Genomic DNA, 24,745 nt, shown 5'->3' with positions numbered 1-24,745 from the left:
AATCTATTGATGTAAGTATTATAAAAATGATTAGATCTATTCATGATAAATTTGGACGTTATAGAACAAGAATACAATCAGATGCCTTTGAGGGTAAAAGATTTATACTGCTTCTCATAACACTATTATTCTTTTTTGACTATATAGCATTCTGTTATCTTACTGGTAGGAGTCCCCTGGATATATTTCCCGCATTTCCACTATTGGATGATAGAGAGCGTATAAGCATCTTTCTTCCTGATATAGATGGTAAGAGTATATTAAAGGAGGAAAGAAGAATTAACCTATTGAATGATAGGGAGGGATTCATAAAGCTGTTGTTTGAAATAGTTGTCAAGGGTTCATATAATGAAAACACCTCTGCTGTGGTCCCGATTGATACCTTTATTAGAAAGATATGGATCCATGATGATAGATGCATAATTGATGTTGGCCTTTCATCCCTTAGCGAGAATGCGGAGATAATTCCAGGCTCAGAACATACATTTCGAATGGCATTGGAGAAAACCATCACTGAAAATATACCATCAATACAAAATGTGACCATACTATCTGGTGGAATTCCTCAGATGATATTATGGGAGGTAGCAAGCTTCCAGGGAGAAAGTGATGAAGTAAGTAGAGACATCAATTCCGGCATTTGATTTGGATAAGGGATTATTTGTACTCAACATTAAATGAAGCTGTTTATTTTTAAATATCAACCTTCGATTATGCAATGAAGAGTTCTTATATACTGATTCTGCTGTTATGTCTATTTATTGTTTGCCTATCTGTATCCTACCTAATCAATATAAATAAAGACCAATCAGAACCAATTCTAGAAAATGGTATTTTTTGGATGGTAAAGGGGAATGAGTCGATTAACAGGTTCGTTACAACACCGATTTTGCTCTATCATAATATAGATGGAGAGGGTATATATTCGTTACAGCTTGACACATTGAAGAGTCATTTTGAATTGTTCAAGAACTCGAATATTAGGATTATTGAACTCTCAGATTTAGTCTCTATACTTGAGAATCCTCATCCATTTCCTGAAAAGGCTATAGCCATCTCCTTTGATGATGGCTTCCTCTCAATGTATACAAAACTTCTTCCCCTGATTAGTGAGTATGGATATCCGACGACACTATTCGTGTATACTGATAACATCTATCATCGGGCAAAGAGGAACTTAACGTGGAAACATCTAAGGGAGTTGGAACAGAACGGAATTAGGGTGGAGTGTCATTCCATAAGCCATGCGGATTTGGATGCCCTGTCAAAAGAGGGGACGAGGGAGGCGAGGAAAAAGCTTTTTGAAGAGATCTATTTGTCAAAAAGGATTATTGAACTTTATTTGAAAAAGAGGATAAAATACTTTGCTTTTCCTTATGGAAGATATAATATAGAAATCATTGGATTGTGCAAGGACTCAGGTTATGAAAGGGTTTTCTCTACAGATTTTGGATCGAATGTCATAACAAGGGATAACTATTGCCTTAGGAGAACACATATAAAAAGAACCCATCAATTGAGGTATATTGAGGCTTTAGTAAAATAAAAGGCATGAATATTCTATTTATTCCTCGATAATTGAGGAATAATATAATTCTCATTCATTAAGGAAGGATTGGATAGGATGATAACTTTAGGGAAAAATTCGAAATTCAAAAAGAGAAAGGGGCCTTTAGTTCTGGTAATTATGGATGGTTTTGGGATCGGCAGGGAAAGCGATGAGAATGCTTTATATCTGGCAAGAACCCTGAATCTGGATAGATTGATGAAGAATTGTTTATATACCGAGTTGAAAGCTCATGGAGTCGCTGTAGGTCTTCCAAGTGATAAGGATATGGGTAACTCAGAGGTCGGACATAATGCTATTGGAGCTGGAAGGATTTTTGATCAAGGAGCGAAACTTGTATCCAGAGCGATTGAATCGGGTAGGATGTTTTCCTCTGATACATGGAAGGAATTGTTAAAGGGTCCTGTTGCTGAAGGGAAAGTGCTGCATTTTATTGGGTTGCTCTCGGACGGAAATGTCCATTCTCATATTGAACATCTTTTAAAAATGATAGAGAGGGCATCAATGGATGGGGTAGGAAAGCTGAGGGTTCATATCCTATTGGATGGGAGGGATGTTCCTGAGACCTCTGCTCTTATTTATGTTGATAAATTGGAAAAACATCTGAGCAAATTCAGGGAGGCAGGTCTAGATTATCAGATCGCCTCTGGTGGTGGAAGAATGATAACAACAATGGATCGATATGAGGCAGATTGGGGAATAGTGAAGCGAGGCTGGGAGGCTCATGTTCTTGGAGAGGCCAGACCCTTTCAGTCTGCAGAGGAGGCTATTCTGACCTTTAGAGAAGAAGATCCAAGCATAATCGATCAATATCTTCCATCTTTCACCATAGCAAACAAAAATGGACCAGTTGGCCCTATTATGGATGGAGATTCTGTAATCTTTTTTAATTTTAGGGGGGATAGGGCAATAGGAATTTCCAGGGCCTTTGAGGAAGAGAAATTTAATCATTTTGATAGAATAAGATTCCCAAAGGTCGTATTTTCTGGTATGATGGAATATGACGGAGATCTGAAAATACCTAGGAAATATCTTGTATTCCCACCTGCAATAGATAAAACTATTAGCGAATACCTTGTGAATATGGGATGCCGACAATATGCTGTATCTGAGACACAGAAATTCGGACATGTTACATATTTTTGGAATGGCAACAGGAGTGGCAAGTTTAGTGAAGACCTGGAGACATATGAAGAGATATTGTCTGACAAGATTGAATTTGACCAGCGTCCATGGATGAAGGCAGCTGAAATAACCGATAAAGTCATTGAGGCAATTAGCTGTGGTGAATACGATTTTATAAGATTAAACTTCCCTAATGGGGATATGGTGGGACATACTGGGAATCTTGAGGCGGCAATAATTGCTGCTGAGGTTGTTGATTTATGTATTGGCCGACTTCTTCCAGTAGTGAGTGATAAGATGGGATTGACTATAATAACAGCGGATCATGGAAATCTTGATGAGATGTATGAACTGGATAGCGATGGGAAAATTAAGATGGGCAAAGAGGGTCGGGAGTATATGAAAAAGACCTCTCACACATTAAATCCCGTGCCTTTCATTATCTTTGATCCGGATTATAATAAGGAATATAGGATAAGAAGATTTGATAATAGTCCTGGCCTTGCTAACATAGCTTCTACACTACTGCTACTTATGGGATATGAACCTCCTGAGGATTATCAGCCCTCAATAATTGAATTTAATTAAAAGCCTCTTAAGAGAAGATTATAATCAATGATTGAGATATTTCCCATTCAATTTCGTTTTATATGAATATATGTTGAAGAAGTCAATATATAATAAATAGTAGGTAGATCGAAAGAAAAATTAAAAAAGACTTGAAATTATTGATATCATAATACTAACGTGATACTGGGTAATGTTGTTTTATAGTGTTAGTTAATTCCCTTTGCATTTGAAGAGAGAGTGGCACTGCCACTCTTTTTTTACAGATTATTACTTAAATAAGAATATAATTGACAATATATAAAAGCAAATCTTGAATTTACAAAGGATTTGAAGATGGCAAGTAATTTTTTTGAAATGTTACACCAGATTGCAACAGAAAAGGGGATACCACGAGAACATATTGAAGAGATTGTTGAATCTGCTATGCTCTCTGCTTATAAAAAGCAATATGGTACCATCAATGACGCTGTTGTTCATTTTGATAGGGATGAGAATAGGGTGCGAATCGTAACGCGTAAGATGGTAGTAAAGACACCAAAGAACCTTGCAGAGGAGATTTCAATTGATGAGGCAGGATTAAAGTATTCAGACGTGAAATATGGGGATGAGATTGAGGTAGAGGAATATCCCCTTGAATCCTTTGGAAGAATCGCAGCACAGACAGCAAAACAGGTTATAGTACAGAAGATAAGAGAAGTTGAAAAAGATATAATACATAATGAGTTTAAGGACAGGGAGGGTGATTTGATAAATGGGTATCTACAGCGGAAGATGAGGGATGCCCTATATATTGATCTTGGTAGAACTGAGGGGGTTCTCCCTGTCAGAGAGCAATCGCCATTAGAACATTATAAAATAGGAGATAGGATAAAAGCCCTGGTGCTAAGTGTCTCAAAGAATTCAAAGGGACCGTCCGTTATATTATCAAGAGCAAACCCCAAATTTGTTGAGAAGCTTTTTGAGATGGAGATACCTGAAGTCTATGATGGTATCATAAGGATTGTTAAGATAGTAAGAGAAGCTGGATTTAGGACAAAGGTAGCAGTAATTAGTGAGAGGGATGATGTTGACAGCGTTGGCGCTTGTGTTGGCATGAAGGGTGTTCGGATTCAATCGATTGTAAGAGAACTTGAAGGGGAAAAGATAGACATTGTTCAATACTCTTCAGATAACGTAATCATGGCCGCGAATTCCTTAACACCAGCAAGGGTTAAGGATGTTATCGCGAAAAAGGATGGAGGGGTTATTGTAGTAGTTGACAAGGATCAATATAGGCTTGCCCTTGGCCGGGGAGGACATAATGCACGACTTGCATCAAGGATGTGTGGATTTGAAATTGATATTAAGACTGAGGAAGAGTATCATGAATTTTTGAGTTCAAAGGAATCTCAGGATATAATTGAACAGTTATTCCCGGAGAAGGAGATTGAAGAGACACCATTGGAGGAGTTATCAGACCTTAAATCAAGGATCATTAAACTTTTGGAGTCTGGTGGTATTTTCTCAGTCGAGGACTTAGTGGAGACTTCTTATGAGGATTTGATAAAGATTGATGGCATTGGTGAAAAAACAGCCAAAATGATTCTAGATATTCTTCAGGAGTCTGTTGATTTTGAGGATGATGAAGATGATGAAGATGAAGGGAGTATAGAGGAATAGCTTAGCAATATTAGGGGATATATGGCCAATTTTATTAACATAATATCATGATTATAGAGAAGTGATACTACACAGCATTTTATAGTATTATGTATTAGTGGTCTTATATAATTTTTACCTAAAGCGGGATTTAATAAATGAAAGCAGTTGATATTGCAACCAAGAACAGGGTTTCATTAGAGCATGTTATGATAATATGTAAAGAGCTTGGCATTTCATGTGAGAATGATGATTCAGACCTTTCTGAAAAGGATGTCTTTCTTGTAGAGAAGAAGATTGAGGTGTTAAAAGAAGAAAGAGCCAGCAAAACCCTTGAACTTTTGGCTAAAAAGGGTGTAAAGGCTGGGGAAAAAGGTAAAAAGATAAAATTGAAGAGAAAGGTTCAGAGATCCAAGGGGTTGATAAAAGATAAACCGGCAGAGCCCTCCCCTGAATTGCCTACGAAGAGTCAGCAATTGGATGAATCCAGAGAGGTTGTAAGAGAAACAAGTGAGAAAAATTTAAAAGATAATAAGATCAATCAGCAAGTGGTTGTTGAGAAGAGGGAACCCACCAAAGGGAAGACCTTTGAAGAAAAGGGAAAGGATAAAGAATCAAAGGGAAAGGATAAAGAATCTGTTGTAGCACCTACAAAAGATGAATCTCAGAAAAAGCGGAAAAAAGGTAAAGAGAAGGATAAAGATAAAAATTATAAGAAGAAATATTATAAAGATGAAGAGGTTGAAAAGGATCTTCATTATCGGAAGAAGAAGGATGAAGTCATACCAGTGTCGGTGATACCCAAGTGTATTGAGATTACAGAGAGCATAACAGTTGGTGACTTGTCAAAGAAGTTAAATATTAAAGCTAAAGAAGTGATAACAAAACTGATGAAAATGGGAGTGATGGCTACCATCAATCAGGTGGTTGATGTAGAAACAGCCGAGATATTAGCTTCTGAGTATGATACAGAGGTTAGGGTTGTATCTCTATTTGAGGAGACACTAATTAAGACAAAGGAGGTAGATAGAGAGGAAGATAGAACTTTAAGACCTCCTATAGTTACGGTAATGGGTCATGTGGATCATGGAAAGACTAGACTGCTCGATACCATAAGAAAGACGAATGTTATTGATCAAGAGATTGGAGGAATAACCCAGCATATTGGCGCATATATGATTATGGAAGGGGATCAATACATAACATTTTTAGATACACCCGGTCATGAATCCTTTACAACCATGAGGGCAAGAGGTGCAAGCATTACGGATATAGTTATACTCGTAGTTGCAGCGGATGATGGTGTTATGCCCCAGACAATAGAAGCGATAAATCATTCAAAGGATGCTGATGTGCCGATAATTGTGGCAATAAATAAAATAGACCTTCAGGACGCCAATATACAGAGGGTGAAACAGGAGTTATCCAATTATGGCTTAGTTCCCGAAGAGTGGGGCGGCAACACCCTCTTTGCAGAGATTAGCGCAAAGCAGAAGATTAACATAGAGGGATTGCTGGAACTTGTTCTTATTCAGGCTGAGATGCTAGAACTCAAGGCTAATCCTAAGCTTATGGCTTTGGGGACTGTTGTTGAGTCAAGAATAGATCCCGGTAGAGGGCCTGTTGCCACTATCCTTGTGCAGGAGGGAATCCTTAGAGTAGGGGATCCCTTTGTCGTTGGTGTATATTCCGGCAAGGTAAGGGCTATGTTTGATGATCAGGGTAGATTCATTAAAGAGGCTGGCCCATCTGTCCCGGTTGAGGTTATTGGGATTTCGGGGGTTTCTTCAGCTGGGGATCCATTTCAGTGTGTTGAGTCTGAGAAATATGCCAAACAGATTGCTCAGAAAAGGCAGGAGCTTCAACGTATAGAGAATGCTAGGAAGATCAGAAAGGTTACCCTAGAAAACATAAGCGAGATGATCAAGGAGGGTGAGATTCAGGAGTTGAGGATTATAGTTAAGGGGGATGTTGATGGATCTGTTCAGGCCTTAAAGGAATCATTAGAAAAGTTTTCCACTGATGAGGTGAGAGTGAAGATTATACATGCAGGGACAGGCGGAATTAACGAATCAGATGTAATGCTTGCTTCAGCATCTAATGCAATAGTGATTGGTTACCATGTAAGACCAACTGCCAAGGTGGCAGATGTTGCACAAAGGGAGGGTGTTTCAATTAAGTTTTATAATGTTATATTTGAGGCAACAAACGACATCAAGAGTGCAATGGAAGGAATGCTATCTCCGGATTATAAAGAAGAATCTGTTGGCATTGGGGGTGTAAAGCAGATTTTTAAGATATCAAAGGTTGGGGTTGTTGCAGGAGGGGTGCTGCATCGAGGCAAACTTGAACGGAATAATAGGATTAGAATAATAAGGGATGGAGTAGTTGTTTATGATGGAGAACTGAAATCCTTAAAGAGGTATACTGATGATGTTTCCGGGGTTGAGACCAATCAGGAGTGCGGTTTTTCCGTTGAGGGATTTAATGACATTAAGGTTGGGGATAGCTTTGAATCATATAGGGTTATTGAGATTGCAAAGACTATGGATATATAGGTGATTGATTATCGCATAAGGATAGGAATACTTGAAAGATGTAATAATTTTATTGTAATGATATGCCTGGTTATAGAAAGGAAAGATTAGAAGAGCTTATCAAGAGAGTAGTGGCTGATACTCTTTTAAAGGATATTAAGGATCCTAGGATCGGATTTGTTACTGTTACCAGGGTAAAGCTCAGCAGGGATTATACAAATGCTGAGATTTGGGTTTCGGTAATCGGCGATGAAAAGGATAGGAAGAATTCATTATATGGATTAAGATCAGCATCGGGTTATATCCAATATCATATTGGGAAGAGTATTAGATTGAAGAATACACCGAGGCTAAAATTTCATATTGACACATCCATAGAGGAGGGTGTTGATATGATTGATCACCTTGATAAGCTTGAGAAGGAAGATACTTTATATGAATAATATAAAGTGATGGTTACAGCCATTTATTCCCGGTATTTTGGCAACAAGCATCTGAACCTCTACTACTCCTTTTAAAAAGAGGTGTTAGTAAATCTCATATCATCTGCAATATATCAAGGTCGTAATGGTCGCTCTATTCAATAATGGATTCTGTTTTACTAATAGATAAATCAGTTGGGAAGACTTCATATCAAACAATATCAGAGCTAAAAAGGCTTCTTAAAATTCAAAAAGCCGGGCATTCTGGAACACTTGATAAGTTTGCTTCAGGATTGCTGGTTGTATGTACAGGATGGACGACAAGGCTTGCTAACCAGTTTCTTAACAGTGATAAGAGATATATCGGAGAGGTGAGATTAGGGATTGTAACAGATACATATGATATAGAAGGCAAAATTATAGAAAGACAGGATTGCACAGGCTTAAGTTATGATAGGATATTGCAGATCAAGAAGCGGTTTACAGGAGAGATGCTTCAGCTTCCGCCAAAGTATTCTGCTATAAAGATTGGAGGGAGGAGGGCTTCTGATCTCGCTAGGGAGGGAAGGGAAGTTGAACTAAAGGAGAGGAAAATATTTATAAAGGAATTGAATATTCAAAAGTTTGACCTTGATAACTCAATTATTACAATTGATGTCCTCTGTTCTAAGGGTACCTATATCAGATCACTCGCTAAGGATATAGGAGAATTTCTTGGGACAGGGGCTTATCTACAGAGTCTTCGTAGGGTAGCATCTGGTTCTTTTTCAGTGGAAAATGCAGTTACATTGAGCCAGTTGACTGAACATGTTGAGGGTAACATTATAGATAAGACTTTTCATTATAATCCAGTTGAGGCTTTATCTGGTCTTAGCTCCATTATAGTAAAAGATTCTATCAGGCATCGAATCATAAACGGTGCCTATTTTAGGAGAGGGGATGTAATAGAGATTAACAACAGGGAAGATAATCCCTTTATGATATTAGATGAGAATAAAAATCTTATTGCCATAGCAGATATAGATATTAGTAATTGGAAAATTGAATATAAGAGTGTGTTTAATAAGGGGTAGTTCTTCCCCAATGATAGACAATCGGGTTTGACGGAATTGAACCCTAATAGAGTATAACAGTTATTCCCATTTATTTCTATGAATTGAATAGGCAGTAAGGAATGATGATTCCAGACAATGAGGAGGATAGATGACAGGCATGAATACCAAGAGTGAGACAATCGGACGATACAGAATTCATGAGAAGGATACTGGTTCCCCAGAAGTTCAGATTGCTCTATTAACAGAAAGGATAAACAACCTAACTGAGCATTTCAAATTGCATAAGAAGGATTTTCATTCACGAAGGGGTCTGCTAAAATTAGTAGGCCATAGGAGAAGGCTCCTTACATATTTGAAAGGAAAGGATTTAGAGAGATATAGAGGTTTGATCCAGTCATTAGGTCTTAGAAGATAGATATGTTTAAGGGTATCCTTGGCAAGGGATTATAGTTATGATTATTCACCCCTATATAACTATCAATGCTTGAGGTATGATTGAGGATAGACCGTTAATTTCATGGGTGTGGGAGATAAAAGCCATTTTTTATGTGGATTAAGTTGTTTTATTGTTCGTATGTTTAATTTGTATACGGTTGTTCCGAGTGTAGGGTATTAAAGCGATAATAATTGACATTAGAGTGAATAATTTATTCAATGTAAGAGGGCTAGATAATAAAAGAAAAGGTTAATAATATGAGTTCGGATTATTATGTAAAGATTGGTGAAGAGAGAATACATTTTAATACTGGTTATTTTGCAAAACAGGCTGATGGTGCCGTAGCAGTATCCTGTAATGAGACAATAGTTCTTGCTACAGTAGTAGCATCAAAGACAGTACAGGAGGGTAGGGACTTTTTCCCCTTAACCGTCGATTATAGAGAAAAGTTTTATTCAGCTGGGAAGATCCCTGGGGGATTCTTAAAGCGTGAGGGAAGGCCTAGTGATAGGGAGGTCTTAACAAGCAGATTAGGGGATAGACCAATAAGGCCGCTCTTCCCGAAGGATTATGTAAATGAGGTGCAGGTCGTTATCTATGTCCTTTCAGCTGATAACCAGATTCAGCCAGATGTAATAGCTATTAATGCTGCCTCTGCTGCACTTATTATCTCAGGGGTTCCCTTTAATGGGCCTGTGGGAACGGTAAGGGTAGGAAAGATTGATGATAAAATAATAATCAACCCTACCTTTGAGGAGATTGAGAATAGCATGATGGATGTCGTCGTTTCTGGAACGAAGAATGGTGTGACAATGGTAGAGGGATTTGCCAAGAATATATCCGAGGATGAAATAATAGAAGCAATCATGATTGCTCATGAGAATATAATAAAAATTTGCAAAACACAAGAGGAAATGAGGGATGCTTGTGGGAAGCCGATAATGAATTATTCTCCGCATGTCATTGACAATGAATTGATTGAAGAGATAGAAAAGGGTTATTATTCAGATATTGAGGGTTTAAGAAATATAAAAGACAAGAAGGATAGGGAACAAGCTTTCGATTCGATAGCTGAGAGGGCAGCAGAGGAATTAAAGGATCGATTTCCAGATACTATTAATCAGGTAAAATCGATTGTGGATAATTTTGACAGAGATATCGTAAGAAAGATGATTCTTGATGATGGTATTAGGGCTGATGGTAGGAGAATAGACGAGATCAGGCCAATAGATATCATGGTGGGCATTTTGCCCAGAGCCCATGGATCAGCGGTATTCACGCGAGGTCAGACACAGAGTTTGGGGGTTGTTACACTTGGAAGTGTAGCAGATTCAAAGAAGCTGGATGCTTTGGAGGGTGAAACATATAAGAGATTTATGCTGCATTATAATTTTCCTAATTTTTCAGTTGGAGAGGTCGGAAGAATAGGGAGTGTCGGGAGGAGAGAGATTGGGCATGGTATGCTTGCGGAAAGATCGCTTGAATATGTTTTGCCAGAAGAAACTGAATTTCCTTATACTATAAGGGTGGTTTCAGAAATCCTTGAATCCAATGGATCATCCTCTATGGCAACGATTTGCTCGAGTTCTTTATCCCTATTTAATGCTGGGGTACCATTGAAGTCATCGGTTGCAGGAATTGCTATGGGATTGGTTATAGAGGGAGAGAAAAGGGCGGTTCTCAGTGATATCCTTGGACTTGAGGATCATCTCGGTGATATGGATTTTAAGGTGGCTGGAACTAGGGATGGGATAACAGGTTTCCAGATGGATATAAAGATTGAGGGTATTACACCGGAAATAATGAAGGAGGTTCTTCTTCAGGCCAGGGCTGGCAGGCTGCATATACTTGATGAGATGGATAATGTTATATCCAGACCGGAAAAAAATCTATCTCCTCATGCACCCAGAATTGTATTGATAACTGTGAATAAGGATAAGATTGGAGAGGTAATTGGCCCTGGTGGCAGGGTTGTTAAAGATATAATTGAAGAGACAGGAGCAGAGATTAATATTGAGAATGATGGAACCATTACTGTGTCAGCTGTTGAACAGAAGGCTGTGGATAGGGCAGTTGAAAGGATCAATGCTATAGTAGAGGAAGTAGAAATTGGCAAGACATACAATGGTATAATTAAACGTGTAATGGATTATGGAGTATTTGTGCAGATATTACCAGGAAAAGAGGGATTGGCTCATGTGTCCAAACTTGGGCATGAAAGGGAAAAAAAGGTTGCAGATTTATTTCATGAAGGAGATAATATAATGGTAAAGGTTATAGGCATTGATGATTTGGGAAGGATTGACCTTTGCAAGATTTAATATACTATTTACAATGATTATACAAGAAAAACATTTCCTGAGTTCATTATTTATTAACTAATTGAAATAAAATGTGAGGCTTATTGCAGGGTTTGGGTGTTGGGTATTCAGATTTGATTATTTATAGAGTTATATAAGTAAGATTGGATAGCATTATTGAATGTTTGTGAAATATAAAACAGATAAGGGGCTTACTGTTCTATTGGAGCCAATAGATAGCGTGGTTTCAATATCATTAGGTTTATGGGTGCAGGCTGGTTCTAGACATGAAACCCCTAATGAAGAGGGGTATGCTCATTTTGTTGAGCATATGTTATTTAAAGGGACTGAAAAATATTCCGCTAAGGAGATAGCTCAGATTGTAGATAGGGTTGGTGGTCAGCATAATGCTGCCACTAATAGAGAATATACTTGCTATTATATAAATGTAATATCCGATTATTTTGAGTCTTCAATTGAATTGCTTGCAGAGATGTACTACAGATCTCTCTTCGATGAGGGGGAGCTCGAAAAAGAAAAGAAAGTGATCATTGAAGAGATTAGAATGTATGATGATACTCCTGATGAGCTAATCCATGATATCTTCATGTCTAGTATGCTATCTTCTCATCCACTGGGGCATTCTATTCTCGGAACTACCGATAGTGTACAGGATGTTAGCAGGGAAGATATAATTGGTTTTTTTAATGAGTATTATCACAATGATAATACCATATTTGTTGTTGCCGGCAAGTTTAAAGAGTGCGAGGCTGTCTCATTAGTCGAGAAGTATTTTTCTGAGAGACTTGGTAACCCTTCAGTCAACCATTCAAGCGATTCTTCTTCCCCCATTAGAATATACAGGACACACATTGAAAGAGACCTCGAGCAGATACACTTTTGTATTGGAACTGATGGATTAAATAAAAGTGATGATGATAGATGGGCTTTATATATTCTAAGTACTCTGCTTGGTGGTAGCATGTCATCTAGGCTTTTCCAGAGTGTAAGGGAAAGGGAGGGCCTTTGCTATTCAATTTATTCTTTTCACTCGACTTATACTGATAATGGTGTATTCGGGATATATTGTGGTACCTCCCCGGATAATTACAACCGCTCGCTGGAATTAATTATTACAGAATGTGAGAAACTTTTAAGGAATGGCATTACTGAACAGGAGATTGCAGATGTAAAGGCTTATATGAAGGGGAATCTTGCTTTAGGATTAGAAAGCACGGAAGTGAGGATGAGTCACCTCGCAGTGAATGAAATGGCATATGGTCGATACTTTTCTTTTAAGGATATTGTAGAGAAAATTGATAATGTTACTATTGATGATTTCAAAAGGGTTTGTAATAGAATTTTCAAAGACAAGCGATTCGCTGTTGCGTCAATTGGAAGACTGAAAGAGATTGATAACAAGGAATTATATCTTCAACATTAATGAATAAAAAATATTTATTACGCCTGCTGCTTCAGCAATAGGTGTAATTAGTCCTTTATCCTTGTGAGTAAAATTTATTTGATACTAATAACATGAGAAAGATATACTGTATTTTCTAACCAAACTCAGGAGATATTTATGGCGGGAAAAAATGATTCCGTTAATAGCGCCATCGGTGAAGGATCAACCTTTGAGGGTAAATTTTATATTAGTGGATCATTGAGAATCGATGGAAAATTTGAGGGTGAAATAAAGACCGATGAGGAATTGGTAGTGGGTGAAACGGGAAAGGTAAAGACTAATATTGATGCCAGGTATGTGATTATAGCAGGAACGGTTATTGGTAATATCAATGCAACTGAGGAGGTTAGGCTTATAGGTTCTAGCAAGGTGAGTGGGGATATAGTTACTCCAATCCTTACAATAGAGAAGGGAGTCATTGCAGATGGGCGGATTACTGTTACTGGTGGTGAAAATAAGAATATAAAAAAGTTAGTGGATGAATGCTATACGGGCGATAAGGTTAAGGAGAAGGAGAACTCAAAAGAGGTTAAATAAATAATTTTTATAATCCGATGATTACAATGTTAGCATTGGGTAAGTTCGCTTTATTTAATGAGAAAAAGATATTCAAAGACATATAGAATTCGTAATTTCTGTGTTTCATTTTTATTACACGAGGTTACACTGCTATACAGCGGGAAAAAAAGGATTTATGTAAAAACAATAAGTTGGAATAACTCCTTACTTACAAGAAAGAGAATAATTGTTATATCCACCTTTGTTTTACTCAGCATATTCCTTATTCTCGCTTCATATAAAATCAGGGATAGCGATGAGTTATGGACAGATGAGGAGAAGAAAAACAAACTTCTTCTTTCGCATAATACAGACTATTCCACACCCGAGAGTATTACCCCCCTTCAAATTAGGTTTCATAAGGTGAAAAGAGGAGAGACCTTGAGTGAGATTGCACAAGAGAATGGGGTTTCAATGGATACTATTTGCGGAACTAATTGTCTCAATTCGTATGATATAATTAGGGAGGGCGCTATTCTACGAATTCCCAATAAGGATGGGATCCTTCACAGGGTTAAGAAGGGTCAAAATATTATATATATTGCAAACAAATATAAAATATCAATTGATAAGATATTATCTGAAAATAGTATAAAAAATTATGATTTTATATCTATAGGTGAGGATATTTTTGTTCCAGATGCAAAACCATTAAATATAATCCCTGGTTTTTTATGGCCTGCTCAAACCAAGTATATTACCAGCGGTTATGGTTGGAGAAGGCATCCAATTAATAGAAGGAGACACTTCCATTTAGGAATCGACATTAGGTCTAAATACCAATGGGTAAGAGCGACTAAATACGGTAAGGTTACTTTCACAGGATGGCTTGGGGGATATGGAAGAGTTGTAGTAATAGCGCATCCCGGAGGATGGAAGTCCCTATATGGGCATCTCTCAAGGTCAATAGTTAGAAAAGGGCAATATGTGAAACAGGGCCAGTTTATAGCTAGGAGCGGCAATACTGGGTACTCATCTGGACCACATCTTCATTTTGAGTTATTGAAGAAGGGAAAGCATATCAATCCCTACAAGTATTTGAGATAGTGTGACTTTTATATTTTTTTGAATAAGGAATTTAGATTTTTTTAGATCCCACATGCATTCAATAATCAATAATTCGTCAAAATTCTATATCAAATCATAGGATTTAACTAAAGCCTTATCCTTCACCTATTCCAAATTCGGAACCTTAATTTAAATAACAAAACTAAGTGGAATTACTTATATGCTTAAGAATGCTAATTTTCTTTTTGAAATAGGGACAGAGGAGATCCCTGCTGCTTATATCCCTTCCGCCTTAAATGCGATGATGGAGATATTTAAGCAAAAGCTTAATGATAGTAGAATTGAATTTGATGAGATTGAGGTCTACGCAACACCTAGAAGACTGGTTGTTCTTGTATCTAATATGGCGAGTTTCCAAAGGGAGTGTGAAGTTGAAATAAAAGGTCCTTCGGCTAGAGCAGCATATAATAGCAATGGCAGCCCAACAAAGGCTCTCCATGGTTTTATGAAGGCGAACAGCATTAAGGACAATGATGTTTACAAAAAAATGACAGATAATGGAGAATATGTCTATGCAATAAAAAAAATGGAAGCCTTGAGCACACCAGATATCCTACCGGAGATATTCGAGTTTATAATCACTAGTCTCTCTTTTCCCAAAAGGATGAGGTGGAGTGATAAAGATATTAACTTCCCCAGACCGATTACATATTTCCTTATTCTCCTAAATAATAGGGTCATCCCTTTTGAGTTGTCTGGAATCATATCATCTAATACCACTAGAGGGCATTATATCCAATCCAATCAAATGATAGAAATTGTTGATATCAATGAATATGAAAAAAGGCTTCAAAAGCATGGAGTCATTCTAAATCATCATGAAAGAAAGGAATTCATACGAAAGGAATTGTCCAATGCAGCGAGTACACTTGGGGGTGTCTTAATTGAAGATGAAGAACTTCTAAATAGAGTAACCTTTCTTACTGAGAATCCCTGTATTATTGCATGTGATTTTGATGAATTATACCTGAAAATTCCAGAAATAGTCTTAATAACTGAGATGAAGGAGCATCAGAGTTATTTTGCCTTAAAATACCCTGAAGGTGGATTGATGCCAAATTTCTTGGTCGTTTCCAACAATCCTCAGACCTCATATATAAAAAAGGGGAATGAGAAGGTAATTACCGCAAGGTTTAATGATGCCACCTTCTTTTTTAATGAGGACAGGAAGATCAAACTCGTTGAAAGGGTTGAATCATTAAAGAGCATACTGTTTCACAAAGATCTTGGGACCATTGATGATAAAGTGAAGAGAATTGCTACTATCGCTGAGTTCATCTCAACCTCTTTACATGTTAAAGAGGAGGATATGAATAAGATAAAGCGGGCAATTATTCTCTGCAAGGCTGATCTTACTACTTTGATGGTTTCAGAGTTTTCATCTCTTCAGGGAGAGGTGGGAAGGATCTATGCCCTATTAGATGGGGAGGCCCTGGAGGTTGCAAATGCAATAAGTGATCACTATAAACCTAGACATCAGGACGATGAATTACCTAATAATATGATTAGCATTGTTGTCTCTTTGTCAGAAAAGCTTGATAACATCTTTGGTTCCTTTTCTGTGGGCAATATTCCAAAGGGTTCAGTTGATCCTTATGCTTTGAGAAGACAGGCAACAGCCATTGTTGAGATGTTAATAGTCAACAAGATCAATCTATGCTTAAAGGGTGTGGTTGGTCATATATCAAAGCACTATAAAAATGGTGATTCCCTTGTGGAGAAGATATTACATTTTATTACAGCTAGAACTAAGACTATTTTTCTCGAAAATGGCCTAAAGCATGATGAGATTGACGCTTGTTTATCTATTGGCTTATATGATTTTTACGAATTGTTCATTAGAGCAAAGAGCTTGAGTGATTTCAGAAAGATGGAGGGTTTTACTCAGATGTTATTGAGTTTTAAAAGAATGAATAACATCCTTTCAATCTTTATGGATAAAAATCCAGGATACAGGCTTCAGTTTAATCCAGATATTCTTAAAGAGGAAGAGGAAAGGGATTTATATAGTTTTTTTAATACCAGACAAGCCAAGATAGAGTGCTTCTTGCGCACTAATCGATATATAGAGTTATTTAGACTTCTTATTGATGGAAAATCGATAATTGATAGTTTTTTTGATTCAGTAATGGTTATGATTGATGATATTGAGTTAAGGGATAATAGGCTAGCCTTATTAACAATAATTTTACATCCATTTAGAAATTTTCTTGATTTTTCGAGAATCGCAGAATAGGATGTAATTTTATTATATTAGCTTTGGTATTGGATGTTGAATTTTTTAGATTAGAAAATGTTTAATAATGTTGCTTCACAATGAGGAATTTGAGTAATAAAAGATTCGCGAGTTTGAAGAAGTGAATAAAAGGATCCAGAGATTTGCATACATTAAGCTCACCCCAATTATTAAGCGGAGAACGCGCTTATATTATAATACTATCTCCCTATTTGAAATAAACAAAACCTATCTCCTTATTTAGAGAGGAGACTGCTGATTTATTAACATATAATTATACGTCTTAATTCTACGGGTATAGCAATGGATAGACATTTTATTTGGAGCAGGAAAACAATTGAGGATGTTATATATACAGAAGGTATAGGCATTCATTCTGGCAAGTCAATAAGAATGAAGCTTTTGCCAGCGGAGGTTGATACCGGTATTATCTTTATCAATAAGAAATATGGAATAAAGTATCCGATAAAGGCTATCGCGGAATCAGTAATTGACACTAACTTTGCTGTTACACTTTGTAATGGGAAGTGGCAAGTGAGGACAGTGGAACATCTCTTATCTGTATTCTATACGTTTGGTATAACAGATATTATTGTTGAGATTGATGGGGATGAGATACCAATCTTCGATGGTTCTGCAACACCAATAATAAATCTTTTTAATGAAAAGAGATTTTATATATTCGAAAAGGGGATTGAGCCGATAGAGATAATAAATCCCATTTGGATAATGGATGGCGATAGATTCATCATAGCATTACCTTCTGATGTTCCAAAGATATCCTATACAATAAGATACGATCATCCAATTGTTAAAACACAGTATGCACAATTTACCCTAACTAAGGATACCTTTAAAGAAGAGATCGCTCCAGCAAGGACATATGGGTTTGAAAAGGACGTTGAATCCCTACAGAAAAGTTCTTTCGCTATGGGTGGAAGCCTCAACAATGCTTTAGTAATATCCGATGATTCATATATTAATGAACCCAGATTTTCAGATGAATGCGTTAGGCATAAGATTCTTGATTTTATAGGGGATATAGCACTAATCGGAAAGCCAGTATTGGGTTATTTCATTGTCTGTAGGTCGGGACATACCTTTGATATCCGTTTTGTGAAAAAGATAATTGAAATATATTCTAATATTGATATCGGAAAGAATATAGATTCCCCTATCTTTGCCAGACGGAAGGTATAAGGCTTAGTCAATGAGTAGTGTTTTAATAATAGAATTTATATCATATATATATGTATGATTCTCATATTACTGGCTCAATTCATGAATAATTAGGTTATCATAGTCAGCTATTGCAGTACTATTAGTATCATTTGAGTCCGTTAAAATACCAATGAGTATGGGATTATACTTAGGGGGGGTGCCAAATAAATTGATATAGTCTAATAATACATTTCGTTTTTCAGAAATCCATTTATTTAACAATTTCTTGCCAGATTGTAGCACCAAATACTTCCCTTCAAAGATTGTTTTACCCATTTTGACCTTTTCCTTTTGAACAACCTTCCCAATTGGCAGGGTTGTGCTCCATAGATATTTAATAACATTCACGGGTTGGTATTTCCATGAGAGGAAGGGTATACTATTTCTCTGAAATATGACATAAATGCTTGCAGTTGTGTCATTTCTCCCTCTTGCCCCTTCATTAGCTCCTTCAGCTAATTCAACAGCCCTCCATCTCCAGGTGAGTATAGGATATCGCTTTATATTCCACTTAACTTTCTTTGCTATCTGTATCGATGTTCCTATGGATTCTGCATGCAAAAATCTATTGTTGTTGCTTGTTTGAATCTTATATATTTTGTTAGCTTCTTTTATTGGCGCATTGCGCAATAACCATGTTTGAAAGAGATCACCTCTCGGGTGTTCAAAATTATCTATAACTATTAAATTGTTTTTCCCAAAAGTTTGATCTGGACAAATAAGATGTAATTGAAGTGATAGTGTTAGGTAGAGCAATGTCTTTAAAAAAAGTTTAACCTCTATATTCATATCAATCCCTTTAAAATACAGGAACTCTTAAGCTTGTAGGCTTGGATCGTCTTTATTATAATTGATAGGTTAGCAACATTAAAAATAAAGGTGATGAACAATTCTCTTTAATTATTTTTTTGAGAAATAAACTCTTATAAGGATCATAAAAAAAGTCACTTGCAATTTAAAAGGTATATTAGAATAAGGGTATAAGGGTTTATCAGAGTTGTTAACCTAATTATATTAACGTGATCGATCCGTTAGAGTCAAGCAATTGAGTAATTATTATAGAAATTAATAATTCACATATAATCCTTTATGTCCTTCAGGGGGGAAGTTTAAAATAATAGCTATATTTTTCCAATTTATCTTCTCTCTATAAGTAAAAGGGTTGTGATCAAATAATTTAGGAAAAATATGGAGTGGAAGAAATGAAGATTTTTGATGGAATATATGCCTATATATGGAGAGGCGTTTTCGAAAATAATTGTAATATGTTTTATTTTGGTGATCCCTTAAACATTCTATTTGATCCGGGATTGACACGCTATATTGATTTAAGATTTGAGGACATGAAAAGGGATGGAATTGATATAGAGGATATCAAATATATTGCAAATACCCATTCACATCCTGATCATTTTGAGGGTAGTGAATACTTTCGCGAAAGGGGTGTGCCAATCGTAATATATAATGATGAAATAGATTTTATAAATGAGATTGGCCCAGTGATTTTTAAGATGCTTGGAATTCAGTTACCATCATTATCATTTGATAAAATTCTTCAAGAGGGTGAGTGGAAGGTAGGCGATATTTCTCTTGAGGTATATCATACACCCGGGCATTCTCCTGGTTCAATGTGTATATATTGGCCAGAGAAAAAAGCGCTTATCTGTGGCGATTTGATTTTCAAGGAGAGCGTGGGTAGAGTGGATTTCCCGGGAGGGGATGCAGTACTGCTTAAGAATAGTATTGAGAAGATACGAAATCTAGATATTGAGATACTTCTTCCTGGACATATGGATTATATTATCGGTAAGGAAGCTATAATAAGAAATTTTGAATTTATTAGTCACTATATTACCATGATATAATAGATATCGCAGGTTTAGTTTAATAGTATGTATTAGTGATATATCTCACAGATACTGATAAATATTTTTTTATTTGTCGATGTGGGATGGTAATTGCAGATGACAATTTGTATAGTATGATAGTACAGCCAAATTTCAATTTCGGAGGGACTAAGCTTTGAGAATCTGTTTGTTATGCTATAGAGGGAATCCATATTCTGGCGGGCAGGGTATATATTTAAAATATATTGCTGATGAACTACTGCGTCAGGGTCATGATGTTCATGCTATTATAGGCCCGCCATATCCAACTATGAGTAAGGGAGTAACAGTCCACTACATATATAATAATGAGTATTTTATAAAAAAAGGCATTCATGTGATAAACAATGAGTTCCCTTTTAATGTTTTGAGCCCTATCAATTTCTATGAATATTTCAGCACAAGGTTTGGTATATTTTCTGAAATCATGGCCTTTAGTATAAGGGCATATCTGAAGTTGAAGGAACTCTCGAGACAAATAAAATTTGACATTATTCATGACAATCAATGCCTAGGGTATGGGCTTCTCCTGATGAAGTCTCTTGGTATTCCAATTATTGCCACTGTCCATCATCCCTTGCATATTGATCTTGAAAAAACTGTTGAAAGAGCGCCAAACTTCAGGGTAAAGATGGGTCCGGTTCTCTTCTATCCAGTCCTAATGCAAAGGCTTGTAACTCCGCGACTTGATCATGTTATTGTCGTTTCTGAGGATTCTAAAAAGAAGACAAATCGCTATCTTAAGGTGCCAATGCAAAAGCAAACTGTGGTGTATAACGGCCTTGATAGAAGTATATTTAGGCCTATTAAGGGGATAAAGAAAAAAAGGGGTAAGTTGATCTTTGTTGGGAATGTAGAGGATAGAAAGAAGGGCTTTGTCTATCTTTTAAAGGCGATGAAGCAGGTGAATAAAAAAGCCTTTTTGACAGTTGTTGATGGCGGTTCACCACACAGAAAGAGCACACTAAGATTGATGAAAATGCTTGGAGTTGGAGATAATATAGAATTTACTGGAAAGGTTACAATTGAAGAGCTGGTGAAGCATTATTGTGAATCTGAGATTGCGATTGTCCCCTCTGTATATGAGGGCTTCGGTTTCCCAGCCGCTGAGGCCATGTCGTGTGGTATACCGGTAGTTTCTAGTGATGGAGGCGCACTTCCGGAGGTTGTTGGGGATGCTGGAATTGTTGTTCCAGCCAAGGATGATGTCGCTCTTGCAGGAGCAATAAATGATCTTCTGAAAGATGGTGAAAGACTTAAACTCATGGCGCAAAATGGCATTAAGAGGGTTGAGGAATGCTTTAACTGGGAGATCGCTGTTAATCAGATGATTGGAGTATATTCGAAATTTGTGTAACTATATTTGTTATCTGCTTCCCTCTTTTACATTAAACTCCCACAATTCAACGAGTTTATCAAACATTCGATCACGAGGTTTTCCCTCAAATGCCTTGTTGCGCCTTTTTATTAGAAACGCAACAGTAGAATCCTCTAAAAGAAATTGTTGATTTAGTTCATTGAGTTTCCTGATCAGATAGTTCAAATTATGCGTTTGGAAATTGCCAAGATATTTGGTAGAAGCAACTGTAGGCTCATATTTATGCAGTAGTTCTGTGAAATATAGGGAGAGTCTCCATGCATCAATGCTGCCGGAAAGACCTTCTTTATAGTGCATGCTTAGCTTTTCGAATAATGCTATTCTGTGATAGTATGAATCAAAGATAACAGGCATATATTCAGGAAAAATATTCATAACCTCCATCAGATCGATTGGCTCATCCTTCTCCAAAAAGTAATTAAATATCCTAATGCTATGCTCTGTTTCTGGTTTAACATCAATGAGTTTTATATATAGGTCCTTGATTAAGGTTCGTACCCTTCCAGCCTTTTTAAAGTAAACCTCAATCTCAACTGGCTCAATATAGAAGTTTTTTTTATCTTCAGTTGTCATTATAAATTGATAAGCGCCATCAACGAAAAAATGCAGTAATAATATTATTGAGCGGAAAGAAGAATACAAAATGATTTCTAAGTGCTACTTCTCTTCATCCTTGGTCTTCTTCAGTAAATTCTGTATTAACTTGAAGTGCTTTTCTGAAAAGGCAAGCTTTTTTGCCTTTGTCAAATCATCAGTTATATCTGTCCCTTTATCTATTTTTTCTTTTATTATATCAATTATCATATAGAATTCAATGCTTATTTGCATTAGTTTCTTATGTGAAATTCCCCAGAGAGTGTCCCCCTTTTTTACAACAATCCTTTCTTTATCTAGCAATATAAAAATATTACTAGGAAATATCCAATCAGGATTCTTCTTTTTTAAGGTCTTAAAATCAAGCCTTTCATAACCATTCCTCACCGCTACCTCGTCTGCATAGAGATATATATCCTTGTCGGAGATATGAATATTGTATCTCTTTATAAGTTTTTCAATCTTTCTGCTCTCTCTTTCAATCCTTATTCTCTCCTGATATCGTTGATAATAATTAAAACTCAATAAAGATACAATAAAGATGAGTGCAGTGAAAACTAATACCAATAACACTCGTGTGATTTTTCTCAACCTCATCCTAAAGATGCTTTTTGTCAGCTCTTTGGTGTCATTTTCAATATTTTCAGATAAGAGACCTTCTCTCTTTTTTCTAAATTTGTCATCCATCCAAGGGATATCTTTATCTCTTTTATGATGTTTATTATACATATTTACTAATTCGTTAAATCTTCTTCTATCATTTATTATCCTTTCGCGGAAACCCCTATAATCAATATTACTATCATCTGCAAGATATCCAATCATCTCCTCTCCATCTTCTGCTACAAACGACACAGCTTCTTCTGAAATGGCAACATCTATTTTTTTTATAAACTCATAAATTGAATTATTATAAAATGTTAAAATAATCTTGAAGTGTTCTTTATTATTAATAAGCATGGTATTATTATTAACAAGGGATCGAAGTTTATAGAGTGATTTCTGGATCAAAGAGACCAATTTTCTATCAGTTGTTGAGTTCTGGTTTAGTCTTAAGATTGATATAACGTTAAAGATATCCTGCATTTCGTTGAAGGATAATTCCTTCCCTGGCGCTTGGTTATGAAATATTACATCATGAATACTCTTTATATAGTCATCAATTAGACCAGATGCTAAATCCCTGTCATTAATTAGACTTATTGCACTTTGAAATATGTTTTCAATGTTTGTATGTTTTTGGAATTCATACTGAATGAATGGATAGAGTACTATATTCTCTGTGCCAATTACTTTCGATATGTTTTTATTTCCATCATAAATAATTATGTATGGGGTGCTCACTGATTTAAATAGTATGTTAATCTTCTCAAAAATAGTATAGGGAATAAAAATCGCATCAAGGGTTTCTTTAAATATTTCTTGAATGCCAGTGTAACTCTTAATGTAGGCGATTGTGATCTCCTTATATGCAGGCTTAATACTTATATATGTGATTATCAGATTAAGTGTCCCTGGATAGTTCCTAACATTTATTCCATCCCCAGTATTGAAGGACAGGCCATTGGAATCCTTTCTTATTATGGACACATCTGAAAAAAGTTTTTGCATCAGATCGATTTTTTCCTTTGAATCAGAGAATAGCTTTATACGACCTCCTTTACTGTTCTTCCATTTTATAAATTTTGTAATGTTCAAAAGATTTGAGTTTGGGATTATTATTTCTCTTACTCTAGCAGGATCGATTCCCAATCGTGCAAATCCTTCAAAATAATTATTTGGAAAATGATAAAAGGTGAAGTATCTATTTTTATAAAAAATAGGATTATTGCCAAATAAAATAATACCTGAGTCAGCATATCTCTTTGTATCCTTGTTGGTGAATGAAATTATATCATGTATTTTTACATCGGTGATTGTACTTCTTTCGACTTCTTCCAGATCAAAGACCTTGTTATCATTAAGAATGACTGAAAAATTGCCATTAATATAAAACACTCCGATGAAGGTGTCTTTGTCGGAGATTATTTTTTCTTTTGATAAAGATGGCAAATCTGTTTCAACATCAACGATTGGGACGTTTGAGAGATCAATCCCGAAGATATTCTGAAAATTCAAGTACCTCTTAATGATGGCTTTGCTTCCAACATATCTATTTGATCCAATCTCTTTGAGATGAATGTTGAATTGTTCATAGGCAGGATTCCCAATAATTCTATCAGGGATAATTACATTCTCAATAAGGGGTATACTCTTCACAGGCAGATTTATCCAATTCCCAATTCTTATAAAGGGTTTAGGATCATCAATAGAATCTCCTGTAAAGATTATAAAACATTCAGGATCAATAATAAACAATCTATCGCTATCCTGTTTAATGATATCCTCAATTTTCATTTTAAATTCCTATTGCATCGATTTATTATCTTTATAATTGCCAAGAATAGCCAATATTAGGCAGAAAACTATTAGTTGATAGGCTCACCTCTTCTGGAATTAATGAATAACGAAAAACAAATATTGTATTATAATATGGAGTATTTCAAGTAAAAGTTAATTTAGAGGAAGTAAAAAAAAAATACAAGGATAATTTAGAAATTAGATTGGTGCTGAGAATTTGGGAAGCGAAATGTCAAAATTATAGGTTTGAAATAGATTAAAATATGTTTATCCGTTTAAATTGTAGAAG

19 protein-coding genes are annotated in these 24,745 nt (G+C 36.1%); 16 read left to right on the top strand and 3 right to left on the bottom strand.

The features are described from left to right. The first annotated feature begins 26 nt into the window (after positions 1-26). The 14 genes from SVZ03_05150 (at position 27) to lpxC (ending at position 18,177) form a co-directional block, all read left to right on the top strand. Positions 27-644 carry a hypothetical protein gene (locus tag SVZ03_05150; protein MDY6933597.1) on the top strand — a complete coding sequence of 206 codons (618 nt, stop codon included), beginning with the start codon at positions 27-29 and terminating at the stop codon, positions 642-644. Positions 645-841: 197 nt separating this feature from the next. Next, positions 842-1,546, top strand: a complete 705-nt coding sequence (locus SVZ03_05145) for a polysaccharide deacetylase family protein (protein ID MDY6933596.1) — start codon at positions 842-844, stop codon at positions 1,544-1,546. 78 nt (positions 1,547-1,624) lie between these two features. Next, positions 1,625-3,280: a 2,3-bisphosphoglycerate-independent phosphoglycerate mutase gene (gene gpmI, locus SVZ03_05140; protein ID MDY6933595.1), complete on the top strand. Its 1,656-nt coding sequence runs from the start codon at positions 1,625-1,627 to the stop codon at positions 3,278-3,280. 315 nt (positions 3,281-3,595) lie between these two features. After that, the gene (gene nusA / locus SVZ03_05135) at positions 3,596-4,921 is read left to right on the top strand and encodes a transcription termination factor NusA (GenBank protein ID MDY6933594.1); all 1,326 of its coding nucleotides are present in this window, start codon (positions 3,596-3,598) and stop codon (positions 4,919-4,921) included. 137 nt (positions 4,922-5,058) lie between these two features. Next, positions 5,059-7,458, top strand: coding sequence for a translation initiation factor IF-2 (infB, locus tag SVZ03_05130; protein MDY6933593.1), 2,400 nt, complete (start codon positions 5,059-5,061; stop codon positions 7,456-7,458). Between the two features lie 62 nt (positions 7,459-7,520). Then, entirely contained in the window at positions 7,521-7,880 is a 360-nt protein-coding gene (gene rbfA, locus SVZ03_05125; GenBank protein ID MDY6933592.1) for a 30S ribosome-binding factor RbfA, read from the top strand. Positions 7,881-8,023: 143 nt separating this feature from the next. Further along, positions 8,024-8,932 carry a tRNA pseudouridine(55) synthase TruB gene (gene truB, locus SVZ03_05120; protein ID MDY6933591.1) on the top strand — a complete coding sequence of 303 codons (909 nt, stop codon included), beginning with the start codon at positions 8,024-8,026 and terminating at the stop codon, positions 8,930-8,932. A gap of 130 nt (positions 8,933-9,062) precedes the next feature. Then, positions 9,063-9,329 carry a 30S ribosomal protein S15 gene (gene rpsO / locus SVZ03_05115; protein MDY6933590.1) on the top strand — a complete coding sequence of 89 codons (267 nt, stop codon included), beginning with the start codon at positions 9,063-9,065 and terminating at the stop codon, positions 9,327-9,329. A 278-nt stretch (positions 9,330-9,607) separates the two neighbouring features. Further along, complete coding sequence (locus SVZ03_05110; GenBank protein ID MDY6933589.1) at positions 9,608-11,671, top strand: polyribonucleotide nucleotidyltransferase; 2,064 nt, start codon at positions 9,608-9,610, stop codon at positions 11,669-11,671. A gap of 160 nt (positions 11,672-11,831) precedes the next feature. Then, the gene (locus SVZ03_05105; GenBank protein MDY6933588.1) at positions 11,832-13,094 is read left to right on the top strand and encodes a pitrilysin family protein; all 1,263 of its coding nucleotides are present in this window, start codon (positions 11,832-11,834) and stop codon (positions 13,092-13,094) included. 138 nt (positions 13,095-13,232) lie between these two features. Beyond that, positions 13,233-13,652 carry a polymer-forming cytoskeletal protein gene (locus SVZ03_05100; GenBank protein MDY6933587.1) on the top strand — a complete coding sequence of 140 codons (420 nt, stop codon included), beginning with the start codon at positions 13,233-13,235 and terminating at the stop codon, positions 13,650-13,652. A 57-nt stretch (positions 13,653-13,709) separates the two neighbouring features. Continuing rightward, positions 13,710-14,720, top strand: a complete 1,011-nt coding sequence (locus tag SVZ03_05095) for a M23 family metallopeptidase (GenBank protein ID MDY6933586.1) — start codon at positions 13,710-13,712, stop codon at positions 14,718-14,720. Between the two features lie 181 nt (positions 14,721-14,901). Next, positions 14,902-16,977 carry a glycine--tRNA ligase subunit beta gene (glyS, locus tag SVZ03_05090; GenBank protein MDY6933585.1) on the top strand — a complete coding sequence of 692 codons (2,076 nt, stop codon included), beginning with the start codon at positions 14,902-14,904 and terminating at the stop codon, positions 16,975-16,977. 303 nt (positions 16,978-17,280) lie between these two features. Continuing rightward, the gene (gene lpxC / locus SVZ03_05085) at positions 17,281-18,177 is read left to right on the top strand and encodes a UDP-3-O-acyl-N-acetylglucosamine deacetylase (protein ID MDY6933584.1); all 897 of its coding nucleotides are present in this window, start codon (positions 17,281-17,283) and stop codon (positions 18,175-18,177) included. A gap of 66 nt (positions 18,178-18,243) precedes the next feature. On the opposite strand, the gene SVZ03_05080 is transcribed toward lpxC, so the two are convergent. Then, positions 18,244-18,987: a DUF3047 domain-containing protein gene (locus tag SVZ03_05080; protein ID MDY6933583.1), complete on the bottom strand. Its 744-nt coding sequence runs from the start codon at positions 18,985-18,987 to the stop codon at positions 18,244-18,246. Between the two features lie 413 nt (positions 18,988-19,400). On the opposite strand from SVZ03_05080, the gene SVZ03_05075 reads away from it, so the two are divergent. Beyond that, positions 19,401-20,063 carry an MBL fold metallo-hydrolase gene (locus tag SVZ03_05075; GenBank protein ID MDY6933582.1) on the top strand — a complete coding sequence of 221 codons (663 nt, stop codon included), beginning with the start codon at positions 19,401-19,403 and terminating at the stop codon, positions 20,061-20,063. A gap of 157 nt (positions 20,064-20,220) precedes the next feature. Beyond that, a complete protein-coding gene (locus tag SVZ03_05070; GenBank protein MDY6933581.1) occupies positions 20,221-21,441 on the top strand; it encodes a glycosyltransferase family 4 protein in 1,221 nt (406 codons plus the stop codon). Between the two features lie 9 nt (positions 21,442-21,450). Here the strand turns inward: SVZ03_05070 and SVZ03_05065 are convergent, their stop codons facing one another. After that, positions 21,451-22,035, bottom strand: coding sequence for a hypothetical protein (locus SVZ03_05065; GenBank protein MDY6933580.1), 585 nt, complete (start codon positions 22,033-22,035; stop codon positions 21,451-21,453). Between the two features lie 84 nt (positions 22,036-22,119). Further along, positions 22,120-24,453 carry a hypothetical protein gene (locus SVZ03_05060; GenBank protein ID MDY6933579.1) on the bottom strand — a complete coding sequence of 778 codons (2,334 nt, stop codon included), beginning with the start codon at positions 24,451-24,453 and terminating at the stop codon, positions 22,120-22,122. Between the last annotated feature and the right edge of the window lie 292 nt (positions 24,454-24,745).

The sequence above is a fragment of the Spirochaetota bacterium genome (assembly GCA_034190085.1).
GTDB lineage: Bacteria > Spirochaetota > UBA4802 > UBA4802 > JAFGDQ01 > JAXHTS01.
The sequence above is the reverse complement of the archived record's forward strand: the minus strand, read 5'-3'. Positions and strand labels throughout refer to the sequence as shown.

Coding starts and splice junctions, on each gene's coding strand:
- SVZ03_05150 (MDY6933597.1), top strand. CDS start 27: ATGATTAGATCTATTCATGATAAATTTGGACGTTATAGAACAAGAATA.
- SVZ03_05145 (MDY6933596.1), top strand. CDS start 842: ATGGTAAAGGGGAATGAGTCGATTAACAGGTTCGTTACAACACCGATT.
- gpmI (MDY6933595.1), top strand. CDS start 1,625: ATGATAACTTTAGGGAAAAATTCGAAATTCAAAAAGAGAAAGGGGCCT.
- nusA (MDY6933594.1), top strand. CDS start 3,596: ATGGCAAGTAATTTTTTTGAAATGTTACACCAGATTGCAACAGAAAAG.
- infB (MDY6933593.1), top strand. CDS start 5,059: ATGAAAGCAGTTGATATTGCAACCAAGAACAGGGTTTCATTAGAGCAT.
- rbfA (MDY6933592.1), top strand. CDS start 7,521: ATGCCTGGTTATAGAAAGGAAAGATTAGAAGAGCTTATCAAGAGAGTA.
- truB (MDY6933591.1), top strand. CDS start 8,024: ATGGATTCTGTTTTACTAATAGATAAATCAGTTGGGAAGACTTCATAT.
- rpsO (MDY6933590.1), top strand. CDS start 9,063: ATGACAGGCATGAATACCAAGAGTGAGACAATCGGACGATACAGAATT.
- SVZ03_05110 (MDY6933589.1), top strand. CDS start 9,608: ATGAGTTCGGATTATTATGTAAAGATTGGTGAAGAGAGAATACATTTT.
- SVZ03_05105 (MDY6933588.1), top strand. CDS start 11,832: ATGTTTGTGAAATATAAAACAGATAAGGGGCTTACTGTTCTATTGGAG.
- SVZ03_05100 (MDY6933587.1), top strand. CDS start 13,233: ATGGCGGGAAAAAATGATTCCGTTAATAGCGCCATCGGTGAAGGATCA.
- SVZ03_05095 (MDY6933586.1), top strand. CDS start 13,710: ATGAGAAAAAGATATTCAAAGACATATAGAATTCGTAATTTCTGTGTT.
- glyS (MDY6933585.1), top strand. CDS start 14,902: ATGCTTAAGAATGCTAATTTTCTTTTTGAAATAGGGACAGAGGAGATC.
- lpxC (MDY6933584.1), top strand. CDS start 17,281: ATGGATAGACATTTTATTTGGAGCAGGAAAACAATTGAGGATGTTATA.
- SVZ03_05080 (MDY6933583.1), bottom strand. CDS start 18,987: ATGAATATAGAGGTTAAACTTTTTTTAAAGACATTGCTCTACCTAACA.
- SVZ03_05075 (MDY6933582.1), top strand. CDS start 19,401: ATGAAGATTTTTGATGGAATATATGCCTATATATGGAGAGGCGTTTTC.
- SVZ03_05065 (MDY6933580.1), bottom strand. CDS start 22,035: ATGACAACTGAAGATAAAAAAAACTTCTATATTGAGCCAGTTGAGATT.
- SVZ03_05060 (MDY6933579.1), bottom strand. CDS start 24,453: ATGAAAATTGAGGATATCATTAAACAGGATAGCGATAGATTGTTTATT.